Annotated in this window: 13 protein-coding genes and 1 tRNA gene; 8 read left to right on the top strand and 6 right to left on the bottom strand. The window is 67.2% G+C overall.

What is annotated here, in order from left to right; all coding sequences use genetic code 11:
- Positions 1-227 precede the first annotated feature (227 nt).
- Entirely contained in the window at positions 228-1,118 is an 891-nt protein-coding gene (locus ACFX4F_RS09215) for a M48 family metallopeptidase (RefSeq protein ID WP_099819099.1), read from the bottom strand.
- 102 nt (positions 1,119-1,220) lie between these two features.
- The gene (locus ACFX4F_RS09210) at positions 1,221-3,104 is read right to left on the bottom strand and encodes a formylglycine-generating enzyme family protein (RefSeq protein ID WP_380654406.1); all 1,884 of its coding nucleotides are present in this window, start codon (positions 3,102-3,104) and stop codon (positions 1,221-1,223) included.
- A gap of 84 nt (positions 3,105-3,188) precedes the next feature.
- Here ACFX4F_RS09210 and rnd point away from each other — a divergent pair, with 84 nt between their 5' ends.
- From rnd to ACFX4F_RS09195, 3 genes are all read left to right on the top strand, one after another.
- Positions 3,189-4,268 (top strand): ribonuclease D, encoded by a 1,080-nt coding sequence (rnd, locus tag ACFX4F_RS09205; RefSeq protein ID WP_380654403.1) that lies wholly within the window; start codon positions 3,189-3,191, stop codon positions 4,266-4,268.
- A 354-nt stretch (positions 4,269-4,622) separates the two neighbouring features.
- The gene (locus ACFX4F_RS09200; protein WP_380654400.1) at positions 4,623-5,798 is read left to right on the top strand and encodes a serine hydrolase domain-containing protein; all 1,176 of its coding nucleotides are present in this window, start codon (positions 4,623-4,625) and stop codon (positions 5,796-5,798) included.
- Between the two features lie 119 nt (positions 5,799-5,917).
- On the top strand, positions 5,918-7,984 hold the full coding sequence (locus ACFX4F_RS09195) for a DUF4034 domain-containing protein (RefSeq protein ID WP_380654397.1): 2,067 nt from the start codon (positions 5,918-5,920) through the stop codon (positions 7,982-7,984).
- Positions 7,985-8,081: 97 nt separating this feature from the next.
- Here ACFX4F_RS09195 and ACFX4F_RS09190 read toward each other — a convergent pair whose 3' ends face one another.
- Complete coding sequence (locus ACFX4F_RS09190; RefSeq protein WP_099819094.1) at positions 8,082-10,412, bottom strand: TonB-dependent receptor; 2,331 nt, start codon at positions 10,410-10,412, stop codon at positions 8,082-8,084.
- Between ACFX4F_RS09190 and ACFX4F_RS09185 the strand changes: the two genes are divergently transcribed.
- Complete coding sequence (locus tag ACFX4F_RS09185; protein ID WP_380654414.1) at positions 10,375-10,611, top strand: hypothetical protein; 237 nt, start codon at positions 10,375-10,377, stop codon at positions 10,609-10,611. The genes ACFX4F_RS09190 and ACFX4F_RS09185 overlap by 38 nt on opposite strands.
- Positions 10,612-10,620: 9 nt before the next feature.
- Here ACFX4F_RS09185 and ACFX4F_RS09180 read toward each other — a convergent pair whose 3' ends face one another.
- Positions 10,621-11,202 (bottom strand): helix-turn-helix domain-containing protein, encoded by a 582-nt coding sequence (locus tag ACFX4F_RS09180; RefSeq protein ID WP_312706006.1) that lies wholly within the window; start codon positions 11,200-11,202, stop codon positions 10,621-10,623.
- Positions 11,203-11,303: 101 nt separating this feature from the next.
- Here ACFX4F_RS09180 and ACFX4F_RS09175 point away from each other — a divergent pair, with 101 nt between their 5' ends.
- From ACFX4F_RS09175 to ACFX4F_RS09160, 4 genes are all read left to right on the top strand, one after another.
- Positions 11,304-12,359, top strand: coding sequence for a sugar phosphate isomerase/epimerase (locus ACFX4F_RS09175; RefSeq protein ID WP_099819092.1), 1,056 nt, complete (start codon positions 11,304-11,306; stop codon positions 12,357-12,359).
- A gap of 20 nt (positions 12,360-12,379) precedes the next feature.
- Positions 12,380-13,273, top strand: coding sequence for an alpha/beta fold hydrolase (locus ACFX4F_RS09170; protein WP_099819091.1), 894 nt, complete (start codon positions 12,380-12,382; stop codon positions 13,271-13,273).
- Entirely contained in the window at positions 13,263-14,177 is a 915-nt protein-coding gene (locus tag ACFX4F_RS09165; RefSeq protein ID WP_380654392.1) for an alpha/beta hydrolase, read from the top strand. Before ACFX4F_RS09170 ends, ACFX4F_RS09165 begins: the two co-directional genes overlap by 11 nt.
- A gap of 135 nt (positions 14,178-14,312) precedes the next feature.
- Positions 14,313-14,388, top strand: a tRNA-Ala gene (locus tag ACFX4F_RS09160).
- Positions 14,389-14,442: 54 nt separating this feature from the next.
- Here ACFX4F_RS09160 and ACFX4F_RS09155 read toward each other — a convergent pair.
- On the bottom strand, positions 14,443-14,616 hold the full coding sequence (locus ACFX4F_RS09155; protein ID WP_165787239.1) for a hypothetical protein: 174 nt from the start codon (positions 14,614-14,616) through the stop codon (positions 14,443-14,445).
- Positions 14,617-14,791: 175 nt separating this feature from the next.
- On the bottom strand, positions 14,792-15,811 hold the full coding sequence (locus ACFX4F_RS09150; RefSeq protein ID WP_099819089.1) for an NADP-dependent oxidoreductase: 1,020 nt from the start codon (positions 15,809-15,811) through the stop codon (positions 14,792-14,794).
- Positions 15,812-15,922: the final 111 nt, after the last annotated feature.

Raw genomic sequence — 15,922 nt, 5'->3', positions numbered from 1 at the left:
GGGGTGGGTCCGGTTGCGGGGGCGTAAGCGCCATGGATGGCGCGACCGAGCTTACAGGGACGTACTTGCAGCGTCTCTCGCAACCGGACCCACCCCGCCATCCCACCGATAGCCCGCTGTTGCTGTTGCTCCGGCTGTTGCTCCGGCTGTTGCTCCGGCTGTTGCTTCGGCTGTTGCTCCGGCTGTTGCTTCGGCGGGTGCAGGGCGCAGCCCTGCCGAACTACCCTTTACCTGGCCTGCTCGCAGAACTTCTGCCGGTACTCCAGTGCCTTCGGCATCAACGCCTGCAGGTTCTGGATACGGGTGCCCGGATTGGGGTGGGTCGAAGCGAATTCCGGCGGCGACTGGCCACCGCCGGCCTGGCCCATCCGCTGCCACAGCGGCACCGCCTCGCGCGGGTCGAAACACGCCGCCGCCGCCAGCATCAGGCCCACTTCATCAGCCTGCGTCTCGTGGCTGCGCGCATACGGCAACAGATAGCCGTAGCCCATCGCCGACATCATCATCTGTTGCTGCTGCGCATCCATGCCACTGGCCGCGCCGGCTACCTGGCCGATCTGGGTCAGCTTCTGCTGGGCCATGCGCTGTGCACCGTGGCGCAGCAACGCATGGGCGATTTCATGACCCATCACCACCGCCATCGCATCGCGGGTGCGAGCAACCGGAATCAACCCCGTGTACACGGCCATCTTGCCGCCGGGCAGGCAGAACGCATTGGCCTGTTCGGACGGAATCACATTCACTTCCCACTCGAAGTCGCGCGCGAAGTGTGCCGGTTGCAGCCCGTGCTCCTGCGCCAGCGCGGTCTCGACCACATCCACCTTGGCGATCAGTCGCTCGGCAATCGCCCGGACATCCCGCGAGACCGGTTCGTTCGGTCCCAACGGGCGTTCCTGCGACAGGATCTGCTGGTAGGCCTGCAGGCCCAGTGCCTTCTCCTGGCTGGCATCCAGGCTGCTGTCGATCAGCACCTTCTCGCCGGTATAGGGGTCGACCGCACGATTGGAGAACCAGTAGAACGCCGCATAGCCGGCGGCCAGCAGCAGCACCCACCAGCGGATGTTGCCGAACAGGCCACGCCGCTGCTGCGGCGAGCGGGAAAAAGGATCGTTGCGCATCGGCTGGTCTTCCGGCTGACCCCGCCGGTCGGCGGGCACGGCGCAATCTTAGTGCGACGCTGCCTGCGGCGGGTGAAGCCGACGCCGATGCGAGCGCGTCCGTCAGATCCCGCGGACCAGGCGGAAGCCGATGCGCGCGTTGGTGGTATCCGAATCCTGCGACTGCCGCCAGGCCGCCCGGGTCTGCTCCGGGGCATTGGCCCAGTTGCCACCCCGGATCACCCGTGAACGGCAGCCAGGGTTGAACCAGGCCACACCATCTGCCGGCGCGCGCCGATAGCTGGCATGCCAACAGTCGGCCACCCACTCGCTCAGGTTGCCGCCCATGTCATGCAGCCCGAAGCCATTTGCCTGGAAACTGGCCACGGGTGCCGGCCCCCACCAACCATCGCCGTAGCCGACAAAGGCGTTGTGCCAATGCCTGCCGGAGGGTGAAGCGTCCTTGCTGCCGGTGTAATTGCCACTGCCTTCCGGCGGCAGCCCGGCATCGCCCCACGGGTAGCGGCCACTGCTGCCGGCACGCATCGCGTACTCGAACTCGGCCTCGCTGGGCAGGCGGTAGCTGCGGCCGGTCTGCTCGGACAGCCAGGTCGCGTAGTTCTCCGCATCACGCACGCTGACGTGCATCACCGGCGAATTGCCCAGCGCGCGCCCACCGTCATAGTCGGACCGCCAGTCCACGCCGCTGCGACGGATGAAATTGCCGCTGCGCTCGTCATAGACCACCGAATGTCCACGCCGGGTCGCACGTGGACGGGCATTGGTCGCCTTCACATAGCGCTCGAAATCACCCACGGTGATCTCGGTGATCGCCATCGCGAATCCGCGCTCGAAGCGCACATAGTGCGACGGCCGCTCCGCATCGGTCGCGCCCGGCTCGGTATCACTGGCGCCCATCTGGAATCCGCCGTGTGGCACCACGATCATCTGCGGTCCACGGCCGCCATCACGCAGCGCGTCGCTGAACACCTGCCCCGGCCGGAAGCTGCCGTAATGGGTGGCCAGCTCGATGCGCTCGCGCAGCTGCGCCACCACTGCGTCGCCCGGCAAGGCGATGCGCAGCGCTTCGGCCAGCTTCTCGCGCGCAGGCTTCAATCCCTGTGGGGTGGTCAGATCATGCAGGCCGCCATCGCGCAGCTGGACCAGCGCCGCGGCACGGATCTGCTCGATGCGCTCGAACGCATCGGCGATGGTCGGTGACGAGTCACGCACTTTGCTGGCTTCTGCCAACCACGCGCCGGCGCTGGCGAAATCGCGGATGCGCGCGGCATCCTCGGCCCGCCGGATCAGTCCGCTTTCCGCAGCGGCCAGACCCTGCCGCGCACGGCGGTTTTTCGGGTCCAGCGCCAGTGCCTCGCGGAAATTGCCGATGGCGCCGTCGCCCGCCTCACCGATCCGGTCGGCACGCAGATCGTCCTCGCCCGCGCGGTTGTAGGCGACCACACGCTGCGCCGTCTCCACCCGGCCCTGCAGCGCGCGCACCTTCTCATCCTTCGGCGCCAGGGTCAGCAGCACCAGCGCCTGGCGCCCGGCTTCAGCCAGTGCCTCACGCTGCTGCAAGGGCCGCTGCAGCAACGCATCGGCCTGCTGCAGCAACTTCTGTTTCGCGCGTTGCAACCCCTGCCGCGCCTGCCGATCATCGGGCTCCTCTTCCTGCACCGCCAGCCACAGCGGCACCGCCGCATCGCCATCTTCGTACAGGTGCCCCTGCGCGAACGCCTGTTCGGCGGCCCGGCGCAGCTGCGCCAGCGTACGTCCCTGGCGATCGACCCGCGGCGGCGTCCACTGCTGGATATCCTCGGCCGCATCGTCACCGGCAATGGTCACCGTGCCCTGCCCGCTACCAGGCGCCGGACCGGCCTCTGCTGCGGGATCGGCCGGCTGGCCTGCGGTGCCACCAGCGGTCGGCGCAGGGGACGGCTGCGTGCAACCGGCCAGGCCCACGGCCAAGGCGGTAAACAGCGCGGGCGACAGCAGAAAACGCAAGCAGGGCCTCCTTCGGCACGGATGCGGACCGACGTTAGGCTATTCTCACCTGCCTGAGCAAACACGAGTAGTAGGCCCCGACCTGTGGCAACCTGGATCACCACCCCCGCCGAGCTGGACACGTACCGCCAGCAACGGCCGACCCGCATCGGCCTGGATACCGAATTCATCCGTGAACGCACCTTCTGGCCGCAGCTGGCGCTGGTGCAGATGGCCGTCGGCGAGGACATCCTGCTGATCGACCCGTTGATTCCCGGCATGCCCGAGGCGTTGGCACCGTGGCTGGCCGATGAATCCATCACCAAGGTGATGCACAGCGCCAGCGAAGACCTGGTGGCGTTCAAGTGGACCTGCGGCGTGCTGCCGCGGCCGTTGTTCGACACCCAGATCGGCGCCGCCCTGGCCGGTATCGGTGCTGGCATGGGCTACCAGAAGCTGGTGCAGGAGATCACCGGGGTGGCACTGGAAAAGGGCGAAACCCGCTCGGACTGGATGCGCAGGCCGCTGTCGGAGTCACAGCTGAAGTACGCCGCCGACGACGTCGAGCATCTGTTCGCGATGCATGATGCGATTTCCGCCAAGCTGGAATCGCTGGGGCGCCAGCAGTGGCTGCACGACGACGGCGAGCGCCTGCTGGCCAGCGTCGCCAATGACGAGGACCGCTGGCCCCACCTGGGCATGCGCTCGGCGCAGTTCCTGGACGCGCCCGCGCAGCGCCGCCTGCTGCGCCTGCTGCGCTGGCGCGACGCGCAGGCGCGCGCCAGCGACCGTCCGCGCAGCTGGATCCTGGACAATGAACTGGCGGCGACCCTGGCACGCACCCCGCCAGCCGACGCGGCTGCATTGAGCAAGCTGTTCGAACAGTTCCCGAAGGCGCCGCGCAAGCTTGCTGCTGCCGTGTGGCAGGCGCTGGATACGCCGTTGGCCGACGAAGCCGATGCACCCTTGGCGATGCAGGCCAGCGATGCCAGCAAGCAGCTGCTGAAGAAGCTGCAGGATGCCGTAGCCGAACGCAGCCGCGAGCTCGGCCTGGCCGACGGCGTACTGGCCTCGCGCAAGCATCTGGAAAGCTATCTGGAGCATCGGCAGTGGCCTGCCGCATTGGCCGGTTGGCGCCAGCAGGAGCTGGAGCCGGTGCTGGCATCGCTGTTGCCCGCCGCCTGAGCCACCTGCCGTCGTCGCGCACGCAGCGCGACGACGGTACACCCGGGCATGGCCATGAGATCGCGCAGGCGCGTGCCTGCAGCGCGTGACACGTCGCGTTGCCGCCCCGCGAAATCCACCCGGCGCTGATTCCTCCCTCGGGCGTGCCCTGCCGCGATCCTGTACGTACGCCAACGCGATCACAGCGCGCCGTTTACCTACATGACTGCAGACACATCCGCCTGCCTCATCGGCATGCAAGAGTGAATCGCACGCCACCTGGTACGCCTGTTCAAGGCACCGGTGGACGACGCACCCCGCAGGGCCGATGCCGTCGGCGCAGGCCCTGCCCACGCTGCTGCGCAAAGGACTCCCATGCACACGATCATCTCCGAACGGACCGCAGCTTCCCCGTCCCGTCGCATGCGCCACCTGCGCCGCTGGCTGGGCGTTTCACTCCTGTGCGTTGCCACCAGTGCCAGCGCCGCCGATGACCTGCAGGCACGCATTGCACAGGCGTTGCAGGGCACGACGACGCCGGCCATGGGCGCGCTGGTGATCCGCGACGGAAAGATCGCCGAACAGGCCGTCAGCGGCTTACGCCGCAATGATGAAAAGGTGGCCGCCAGCACCGGTGATGCCTGGATGATCGGCTCGACCGGTAAACCGATCACCGTGGCGATGATCGCGCGCCTGGTCGAACAGGGCGTGCTGAAGTGGGATGCGCCGCTGTCGACGATGCTGCCCGACCTGGCCGCACAGATGCAGCCGGCCTACCGCAACGTCACGCTGGTGCAGCTGCTGTCGCACCGCGCCGGCCTGCCGGAGAACCTCACCGATGGCGCCGCACTGGATGCGTTCTTCACCGACACGCGTGCCCTGCCCATACAGCGCGAGGCCTACATCAAGGCTGCGCTGGCCGAGGCGCCGGTCCACCCGCCGGGAACGGAATTCGCTTACAGCAACAGCGGCTTCCTGATCGCGGCAGTGATCGCCGAACGCGCCACCGGCAAGGACGTGGAGACGCTGATCCAACGCGAGGTATTCCAGCCACTGAAGATGACCGGTGCCGGCTTCGGGCCGACCACTGCCGGGCAGCCGTTGGGCCACCGCGGCGGCAAGCCCGTCACCGGCGCGCCGCAGAAGGCCGATGATGGCGTACCGCCGATCTACACCGCTGCCGGCAACCTGCACATGCGCCTGCAGGACCTGGCACTGTTCGCCATCGACCAGCTCGCCGGCAGCCACGGCAAGGGCACGCTGTTGACGCCGGCATCCTATACGCTGATGCAGAGCGCGCAACCGGGCAGCCCCTCGGGCCTGGACTGGGGCGTGCAGTCGTCGATCGCTGGCCGCCAGGGCCCGGTGCTGGTGCACGGTGGCTCCGATGGCAACTGGCTGGCGTGGGTGGTGCTGTTCCCCGCACAGAACAGTGGCGTGATCGCCATTGCCAACGCCGCCGAAGACATGGGAGCCGACACGGCCACCATGGGCGTGCTCGGCGGCCTGTTTGCCGAACTGTCGCCTTCTGCCGCGCCCGCCGCGAAGTGACATCGGCCGACGCCCTGCCGTTGCAGGGCGTCGGCCTGCCGCGCCATCGCAAGCGATAACGGGCCTGTACCGGATTGCCTAGAATGCGCGTCCGATCATCTGCAAGGACGCTGTTCCCCATGCCGCATTCCCCCCACGACGCGATGGCCTTGCGCCGCGAAGCACGCGACGCACTGCAGCAGGAGCGTTTCGACGATGTCGACCGGCTGCTCGGAGCGGTGGAGCAACAGTGGCTCGATGGTGACACCCCGCGCTTTGGATATGGCTGGCTGCTCGCCACCCTGCTTGACCCTTCGCAGGACCTGCCTGCCCGCCTTGGTCGGGCACGGCAATGGTGTGCACGACAGCCGCACAGCCCGCATGCGTGGGCCGTACTGGGCACGCTGTGGGACCGCGTTGCCGGCCGCATCCGTTCCACCGACACCGTCGACAAGATCCACCAGGCGCAATGGGACGGCGCTGCCCTGGCGCGCGACCACGCTCTGGCTGCGTGGCTGCACACGATCGCGCGGCATCCACGCCCCGCCTTCGTACTGGGGCGGATGCTGCGGATGGCCTGCTATCTGGGCGAGCCCCGCTGGTTGCAGCAGCTGCAGCGTGGCGGTCGCGCCGATCTGTACACCGCGCAGCAGCACCAGGATCCGCAAGCATTCGCCGCCGCGGTCGCATTGCTTGCGCCCTACGGTGCCCCCTTGCATGAACTGCCTGCGCTGCCGCCTGTGCTGGCGCAACGCAGCGAAGAAGCGTTCGAGTACGTCGCCGACTACTGGCTGCAGCTGGCGTTGTCGTTCCGTGCCGACGATGTCGACGTGCTCGAGACCTACCTGCATTACCTGTACCCGCGCTGGGGCGGCAGCCACGCCTTGATGCAGCACTTCATCGATGGCCCCGAGGCATCGCGGTTGATGCTTCCGCAGCGCAATCGACTGCGCGTGGTCAAGGAGCGCGACTGGCTGTGGTTCACCCCGGATGCCGACGATGCCGAGGCCATCGCCGGACACGACCACGCCTACCGCGCGCTGCTCGACCTGCACCTGGACGCGTCTACCCGGGCACAGGTGCTGTGCTGGTGGGCGACCATGGACTACCACCTCGGCCGCGACGAACCGCAGGACAACGAGGTGAACTGGGACCCGGTGCGGATGACGCACGCCCATGAGTGCCTGGCAGAAGCCTTCGCACTGGATCCGGGCTGTGTGGTTGATGAGGGCCTGAACGCACTGGAAGCCTGTGCGCTGTTTGCACGCATCGACGGCGCCGATACCCTGTTCACGCAGGTTCTGGCCAGTGTCGAAGACTGGACCGACAGCGCGCATGCGCTTGCATGGCTGGCGGCCGGTCGCCAATCCGGACTGTTCGGTTTCAGCGCAGACAACGTCCTCGCCGCACAGCACCTGCGGGGAGCGTTGGCGATGGCCGACGAAGAAGACGTGGAACTGTCTACCGTGGCGGCCAATCTGCTCTGCTCGGTTTCCGCGCCGGCCGGCCTGCAGATGCTGCTGCAGCTGGCGCATGCCGGGGACCCGAGATCGATGGCATCGCTGGTGGATCTGTACCGCGGGCGTGTGGCCGGCAAGGACTTCCCCGCCTACACCGACCCCGAGCAGGAAGCGCTGTGGACCGAACGCGCGATTGCCGCCGGCGACCTGGTCGTCATCTACAACCGCGCCTGGCAACTCGGCGAGCGCTTCAGAGAGACCCCCGATCCGGCACTGCAGCAGCAGTCGCGTGTGTTGTATCGGCGCTGCGTGGACGAGGCTGCACCGCATGACCGGGTGTGGCGCCCGGCACACAAGAACCTTGCGGTGCTGCTGTACCAGGGCGAGGACGACACCGACAAGCGCGAAGCCGTATTCGACCTGCTGGGGCCACTGTGGTGGCGTGGCGACAGCGCGACCCAGGCGTGGGCGGCCGGTTTCCTGGCCGATGTGTTCCACTTCGGCAACGGTGTGCCTGCCAATGCCTTCCTGGCCAAGATCTGGCTTGAGCGTGCCGCCGACGCCGAGCCCGACAACGCAGAGGTGCTGCGCATGCGCCCGCTGATCGATGGGCAGGGCAAGTTGTTTGGTGCCAGCCGTGCGGCGCGCCAGCAGGCCCGCGACCGCGACAAGGTGGACCTGCGCAGCTGGCAGCTGACCTTCGGCCTGGATGCGGTACCGGACCGGCACGACGTGCAGCCGGTCTGAACGGGCGGCAGCTCAACGACAGACGCCCTGCACAGGCAGGGCGTCTGGTGGGAAGTGCAGAGGTGTCGGTACCGCGTGCGGTACCGACCGATGCGTCTTACCAGTTCATGTTCAGCGACACACCCACGGTACGCGGCTCGTTGTAGACCGCTGCCATGTAGTTTTCGATCACGCCCTTGAGGTTCTTCTCGTTGGTGATGTTGCGCGCGAACAGCGCCACTTCGTAGGCACCGTAGTTGCCCGAGTAGCCGATCTTCAGGCCGCCCTCGAAATCACCCTTGGAGTTGAACTCCTGGCTGTCGTACAGCACGAAGCTGGTGTAGCCCTGCTTGTTCCAGTCGGTGGACACGAACATCGTGCCTGCATCGCTGACCGGGAAGTCGTAACGCGCGGCGAGGTTGATGTTGTACTTCGGCGCGTTCGGCAGCGGATTGCCATCGATCTGGGCGAAGGTGTTGGCACCGACCTTGATGGTCGGGTCATCGACAGTGCACACCACCTTGCCGTTCAGGGCGCAGACCTGCGCATACACGCGCTTGTCCTTGATCTCGCTGTGCAGCAGGCTCAGGCCGGCACTCAGGGTCAGGTTCGGGATCGGGCGCAGTTCCATGTCCGCTTCGAAGCCGTAGGCCTTGGCCTTGTCGGCGTTGAACAGCACGCCGTTGCCGTCCGAATCGTTGCCGTTGAGCTGGATGTCGTTGACGGTGTAGGTGAACGCGGTGGCGTTCAGGCGCAGGCGGTTGTCCCACAGGCTGCTCTTCACGCCCGCTTCCCAGGACAGGATCGTCTCCGAATCAGCGGTGGTGAAGTCAGCATTGAACACCGCCGAACGGCCCTGGATGGTCGGGCCACGGAAGCCGCGCGCGACCTTCGCATAGACGCTCACGTCCGGGGTGATCTGATACATCGCGCTCAGATCCCAGCTCGGGGTGGTGTCGGTCATCTTGACGTCGGTGCGGCCCTTGTAGGTGACCAGGCCGGCGGCGGTATCAGCCGTCTTCAGCAGGCGGGTGTGCTTCTCATCGCGGGTCTGGCGCAGGCCGGCGGTGACGGTGAACTTGTCGGTGAAGGCGTAGCTGAGCTGGCCGAAACCGGCCCACGAGGTGTTCTTGTTGCGCAGGCGCACCCAGTTGTTCGGGTTGCGCGCCGCGCCCTTCAGGAACCAGGCGCGCTGGTAGAAGTCGGTGGTGTCGCTGCCGTTGAAGTAGAACGCGCCGGCCTGCCACTGCAGGGCGCTGTCATCGTGGCTGGCCAGGCGGAATTCCTGGGTCCACTGGTCCAGGTCACGGATCTGGCCCATCGACTGGCCATAGCCGTTCGGCACGCCATTGACCGGGAAGTTGACCGCGGCGCCGCCGTCGGTATCACCGCGGCTGTAACCGGAGGTGGTCTCGTACGCGGTGATCGAGGTGAAGTCGATCGCGCCGAAGTCATAACGCGCCTTCACCGAGCCGCCGTAGGTCTTGTACGCCTGCGGATTGTTGTCGGCCTCGTCGTAGGCGACCTGGTCACGCGGCACGTCGGTCTTGTTCGAGCCCTTGGTCAGCGCGTTGCGCAGGAACAGGGTCGAGGTGCCTTCGTAGTCGCGGGCGTGGGCCGAGGCGAGGATCGAGAACTGGTCGCTCGGGGTCAGCAGCAGCTGCGCGCGCACGTTGCGGTCGTCGAAGCCGCCCATGGCGTTCTTCTTCGGGCTGACCGTGCCGTCGGCGCTGGGGCCGGTGTAGGTGTTGTCGACGTAGTCGTCGCGGTGCTGGTACAGGGCCGACACACGGAACGAAGCGATGTCGTTGATCGGGCCGCCGAAGCCACCGTCGATCGACACGCTGTTGTAGGAGGCATAGCTGGCGCTGACGCGGCCGCTGTAGTCCTGGGTCGGCTTGAGGGTGTCGAACTTGACGATGCCGGCAGTGGTATTGCGGCCGAACAGCGAGCCCTGCGGACCGCGCAGCACTTCCACCTGGTCGACGTCATAGACCGGGTTGGACTTCAGCACCACGTGCTCCAGCACCACGTCGTCCTGGATGATCGACACCGGCTGCGAGGCACCCAGGTAGAAATCGATGTTGCCCAGGCCGCGGATGTAGAAGCGCGGGAAGATGCGGCCGGTGGTGGTTTCCGCATACAGGCTCGGCACGCGGCCGGACAGCGCCAGCAGGGTGTCGTCGCCGCCGGCGGTGAAGTCGCGCATGCGCTCGCCCTGCACCACGCCGACCGACACCGGCACTTCCTGCAGGTTCTGCTCGCGGTGCTCGGCGGTCACGGTGATGGTGTCCAGCCCGGTCGGGGTCGGCGCACTGTCCTGCGCGGCAGCACCGAAGCTGGCAGCCAGCGCCAGGCCTGCACAGGCCAGGGCCAGCGGATGGCGACGGAAGGAAACGAGGGAGGACGACATGCCCGACGAACGGCGGGAATCGGAATGGGAAGGCATCGAAAGCTCTGAGGAGGCGTCCGTGCGGCCTGCGCTGACCGGGCGGCAAATAGGAGGAAAACTGCGCAAGCGGCTATTATCCTCCAAATTGTTACAATTTCGTTGCGCGGCACCCGAACCCGGTGAAACAAGCGGTTTCGGCACAGTCAGCCAGCACCGCCTGGGGTCAGATCCGTTTCCCAAGGGGAAACGGATCTGACCCCGGATCTCACGGCAATGGCGCCAGCGCAACCTCGACCATCGCCAGCAGGCGTTCGCGGCTGACGCCGTCACGCGCCTGCACCGAGATGCCATGCAGCACCGTGGCGAAATGATCGCCCAGGGCCTGCACGGACAGATCGGCAGACAGCTCGCCGGCTGCCTGCGCCTGCTGCAGCCGCGCGATGATCGCCGCCGTGCGCTGGCGTCGATGGCTGGCCAGCCAGTCACGTACGCCCTCGCCCTCCGGTGACACGCTGCTGGCCGAGGACACCACCAGGCAGCCATGCGGACGACCGCGACGGGTGTAGGTCAACACGGCATCACGCAGCATGCTGCCGATCGCATCGCGCAGTGACGCCTGCTCCAACGCGCGCGGCGCGAAGCCGCCCTCGCCTTCTTCGTACAGCGCCACCGCTTCGCGGAACAACTGCTCCTTGCTGCCGAACGCGGCGTAGATGCGCGCCGAAGCAATGCCAAGCGCTTCGACCAGGGCCGACATCGAAGTGCCCTCATAGCCGTGCTGCCAGAACAGCAGCATCGCCCTGCGCAATGCCTGGTCCCTGTCGAATTCGCGCGGTCGCCCTGCCATCTGCCTGCCTGCCGTTCTGAGGCGCGCAGTGTAACGCGGGTGTTGACCATCCCGATGCACGCGCCTATTCTTTGTCGACCGACAAACAATTGGAGCAACACATGCAAACCCTCAAAGGCCCCAGCCTGCATCTGGCGCAGTTCGCTGGAGACCAGGCGCCGTTCGACAGCCTGTCCGGCATCGCCGCCTGGGCGGCCGGCCACGGCTTCAAGGCCCTGCAGATTCCGGCCTGGGACGCACGCCTGTTCGACCTGGCCACCGCTGCCGACAGCCAGGACTACTGCGACGACATCCGCGGCACCCTGGCCGAGCATGGCCTGCAGGTCAGCGAGCTGACCACCCACATCCTGGGCCAGCTGGTCGCCGTGCATCCGGCCTACGATGAGCTGTGCGATGGCTTCGCGCCGGAAGCACTGCGCGGCAACCCGAAGGCACGCAGTGAATGGGCGCAGCAGCAGCTGCACCTGGCCGCCCGCGCCTCGCGCCGGCTCGGCCTGCAGGACATGGGCACCTTCTCCGGCTCGTTCGCCTGGCCCTACCTGTTCCCGTTCCCGCAGCGTCCGCCGGGCCTGATCGATGCCGCATTCGATGAGCTGGCGCGCCGCTGGCGGCCGATCCTCGATACCTGCGAGGACAACGGCATCAACCTCTGCTACGAAATCCATCCCAGCGAAGACCTGCACGACGGCACCAGCTTCGAACGCTTCTTCGAGCGCGTGGGCCAGCACGAGCGCTGCCGCATCCTGTTCGATCCCAGCCACTTCGTGCTGCAGCAGCTGGATTACCTGCAGTTCCTGGACATCTACCATCCGCTGGTCCGCATGTTCCATGTCAAGGACGCGGAGTTCCGCCCCAATGGCCGCCAAGGCATCTACGGTGGCTATGCCGACTGGACCGAACGCGCGGGCCGCTTCCGCTCGCTGGGCGATGGCCAGGTCGATTTCAAGTCGATCTTCTCCAAGCTGGCGCAGTACGACTACGCCGGCTGGGCAACGCTGGAATGGGAGTGCTGCCTGAAGGACCAGGAAGCCGGTGCGCGCGAAGGTGCCGCCTTCATCCGCGACCACATCATCCCGGTCACCGACAAGATCTTCGACGACTTCGCCGGCGCGCCGATCAGCAGCGCCCAGATGCAGCACATGCTCGGCATCGCCTGAGCCCCCACAGGAACATTCCCATGACGAACTCCCCCACCGCTGGTACCCCCGGCGACGATACCCTGCGCCACCACTACCTGCGCATCGACGGCCAGCGCGTGCATTGCGTCTCCGCCGGCAGCGGCCGACCGGTGCTGTTGATCCCGGGCTGGCCGCAGACCTGGTACGCCTGGCGCCACGTGCTGCACGCACTGGCCGAGGCCGGTTTCGAAGCGATCGCGGTCGACCCGCCCGGCATCGGCGAATCCGATCGTCCCGCACACGGTTACGACACCGGCAGTGCCGCCGCGGTACTGCATCAGACCATGCAGGCCCTCGGCCACGAGCGCTACCAGGTGGTCGGCCATGACATCGGCATGTGGATCGCCTATGCACTGGCCAGCGACCAGCCGCAGGCGGTACAGCGCCTGGCCGTGACCGAAGCGGTGATTCCCGGGTTGGCGCCTGAGCCGGGCATCTTCGCCGCGCCGGCCGACAACATCTTCCTGTGGCACTTCATGTTCAACCAGGTGGCCGATCTGCCCGAAGCACTCATCAGCGGTCGCGAACGCGCCTACCTGGACTTCATGTTCGACCGCTGGTCGTACCGGCGCGATGCGGTGGCCAGCGAAACCTATATCGCTGCCTACAGCCGGCCCGGCGCGTTGCGTGCAGGGTTTGCCTGGTACCGCGCGATTCCGGAAACCATCCGCCAGAACCAGGTCCGCGCACAACGCCGGTTGACGATGCCGGTGCTGGCCATCGGCGCCGAACACGCCACCGGCAACGCCCCGATGCTGACCCTGCAGCCGCACGCCGATGATCTGCGCGGCAGCGTCGTGCCGGGCTGCGGCCACTTCATCATGGAAGAAGCACCGCACGCCTTCCTCGCCCAGCTGCTGCCCTTCCTGCAGGAGGCTGACCATGCCGCTTGAACCTGCGTTGCAGGCGTTCGTCGATGCGGTGGCGGCGCAACCGCTGCCGGACGATCTGCTGGAACTGCGCGCACTGAGCGAGCAAGCGCTGCCCACGCTGCAGGGTGCCACCGAGGCGGTATCGCATGTCGTGGAGCACGTCATCAGCGCGCGCGACGGCCATGCGCTGGTCGTGCGCCTGTACACGCCCGCGGCCATCAGCACGGACCCGCGCCCTGCCCTGTTGTTCGCCCACGGTGGTGGCTGGTTCCAGTGCTCGCTGGCGGTCTATGACGGCCCCTGCCGGGCCCTGGCCAATGCCAGCGGCCATGTCATCGCTGCCGTCGGTTATCGACTGGCGCCGGAGCATCCGTTCCCGACGCCGCTGCACGACGTCGCCGATGCCTGGCTGTGGCTGCAGGCCAATGCCGCAGACCTGGGTCTTGATCCAGCGCGCCTGCTCATCGGTGGTGACAGCGCGGGTGGCAATCTCGCCGCCGCGTGCTGCCTGTTGCTGCGCGATCAGGGACTGCCGCTGCCATCGCATCAACTGCTGCTGTACCCGGCACTGGACGCCACCATGTCCAGCAGCAGCTACCGCGAGTTCGCCGACGGCTACTACCTCAGCGCCGAACTGATGCAGCGCTGTTGGCAGGCCTATCTGGGCGACGGTGACCGCCGGCAGTCGCTGGCTTCGCCCCTGCACGCCCGCGATCTGCGCGGGCTGCCGGCGGCCACGGTACTGAGCTGTGAGTTCGACCCGCTGCGCGACGAAGCTGAACAGTACGCCGCGCAGCTGCGGGAGGCGGGCGTGGACTGCACGCTGGAGCGCCTGCCGGGAATGATCCACGCCTGCATCCACCTGCATGGCGTGTCGGCTGCGACCGACATCGCGATCCAGCGCGCGGCGGCCCTGCTGCCCTGAGCCAGGCCTGCAGCGGCGCAGATCACCTGCGCCGCTGTGTTCGGCCTGCCCCTTTGCAGCCGGCACCGGCCAGCGCTATGCTAGGGACGTCACGTGGCGCCAGCTCCGCTGCCCACGGGATGCAACACCCCCCATGGGGCCATAGCTCAGCTGGGAGAGCGCGTCGTTCGCAATGACGAGGTCAGGAGTTCGATCCTCCTTGGCTCCACCATATGAAAAACAGAAAGCCCCGGCACTGCCGGGGCTTTCTGTTTTGGCGAACCGCTCAGGCCGGGTCCTGCCCGCCGTCCTTGCGCACCGGTGCACGCGAATGCGCGTCACGTACCTTCTGGTCCTGCTGGCCAGGGCGCTGCTTGGCCACTTCATCCTGCTGCCGGTCCTGGCGACTTTCCTGCACGCCTTCGTGGGCGTTCGAGGTCTTCTTGTCGTGTTCGGTCATGAATCGCTCCCACAACGCCGGCAACAGGCCGGCGTGACGCCGACAACGCTAGCCGCGCCTGCGTGATGCGGTGGTCGGCTGCCTGCGAACAGCGCGTGCAGCCTTCGCACCGATGCAGCGCCGACGGCTTCCTGTACGCGGCATGCGTCCAGATCCAGGTCCGCGAAGCAGTCGCTCAATCCAGCTTCACCACCAGCTTGCCGAAGTTGCGCCCCTGCAGCAGGCCAAAAAAGGCTTCCGGTGCATTCTCAAGCCCCTGCACGACGTCTTCGCGGTACTGGATACGCCCATCGCGCAGCCACTGCGGCATGTCACGCTCGAAATCCGGCCACAGATGCTTGAAGTCGTGGACGATGAAGCCACGTACGGTCAGCCGCTGGCGCAGGATCTGGCTGAACAGCGCGGGGAGCCGATCCGGCCCAGGCTGCGCGACGCCGCGGGCGTTGTAGGTGGCGATGGTGCCGCACACCGGAATACGCGCGAAATCATTGAGCAGCGGCAGCACGGCGTCGAGCACGTGCCCGCCCACGTTCTCGAAATACACGTCGATGCCATCCGGTACGGCAGCACGCAGCTGTCCGGCAAAATCGGATGCGCGATGGTCCAGCGCCACGTCCACACCCAGTGTTTCCAGGTACGCCCGCTTGGCCTCGCCACCGGCGATGGCGACCACGCGCGCGCCCTGCAGCTTGGCCAACTGCGCCACGGTGGCACCGACCGGTCCACTTGCAGCCGCCACCACCAGGGTCTCACCGGGTTGCAGCTTGCCGATTTCGATCAGGCTGGAGTACGCGGTGAACCCCGGCATGCCGTACACGCCCAATGCCGTACTCAGCGGCAGCCCGGCCGGATCCAGGCGCCGGCTGATCGCATCGCCTGCCACCACGGCATGGGTCTGCCAACCACCCGGGGCCAGCACCAGGTCGCCCACCGCCAGGCCAGGCGCCTGCGACTGCAGCACTTCGGCCACGGTCTGGCCCTCCATCACCGCATCCACTGCCACCGGCGGTGCGTACGACGGGCCATCATCCATGCGTCCGCGCATGTACGGATCCAGCGACAGGTAGCGGTTGCGCAACAGCACCTGGCCGGGGCCCAGCGCCGGAAGGGGCGCCTGTTCGAGGCGGAAATTGGCGGCGAGCGGCGCACCTTGCGGACGCGAGGCGAGCACGATGCGGGTGGTTGAATCGGACATGTCCAATGGCTCTGCTGCGGGCAGCGTCGGGGAGGGAACCGCGACAGTACGCCGTGCCCTGCCCTCGTGGGCGCCATGAAAACAGCGTTCCATCGGCGCCTTCCCCACGCC

This window comes from Stenotrophomonas sp. YIM B13575 (assembly GCF_042787595.1).
In the GTDB taxonomy this organism is placed as follows: domain Bacteria; phylum Pseudomonadota; class Gammaproteobacteria; order Xanthomonadales; family Xanthomonadaceae; genus Stenotrophomonas; species Stenotrophomonas lactitubi_B.
This window is presented reverse-complemented; position numbering and strand designations above follow the sequence as displayed.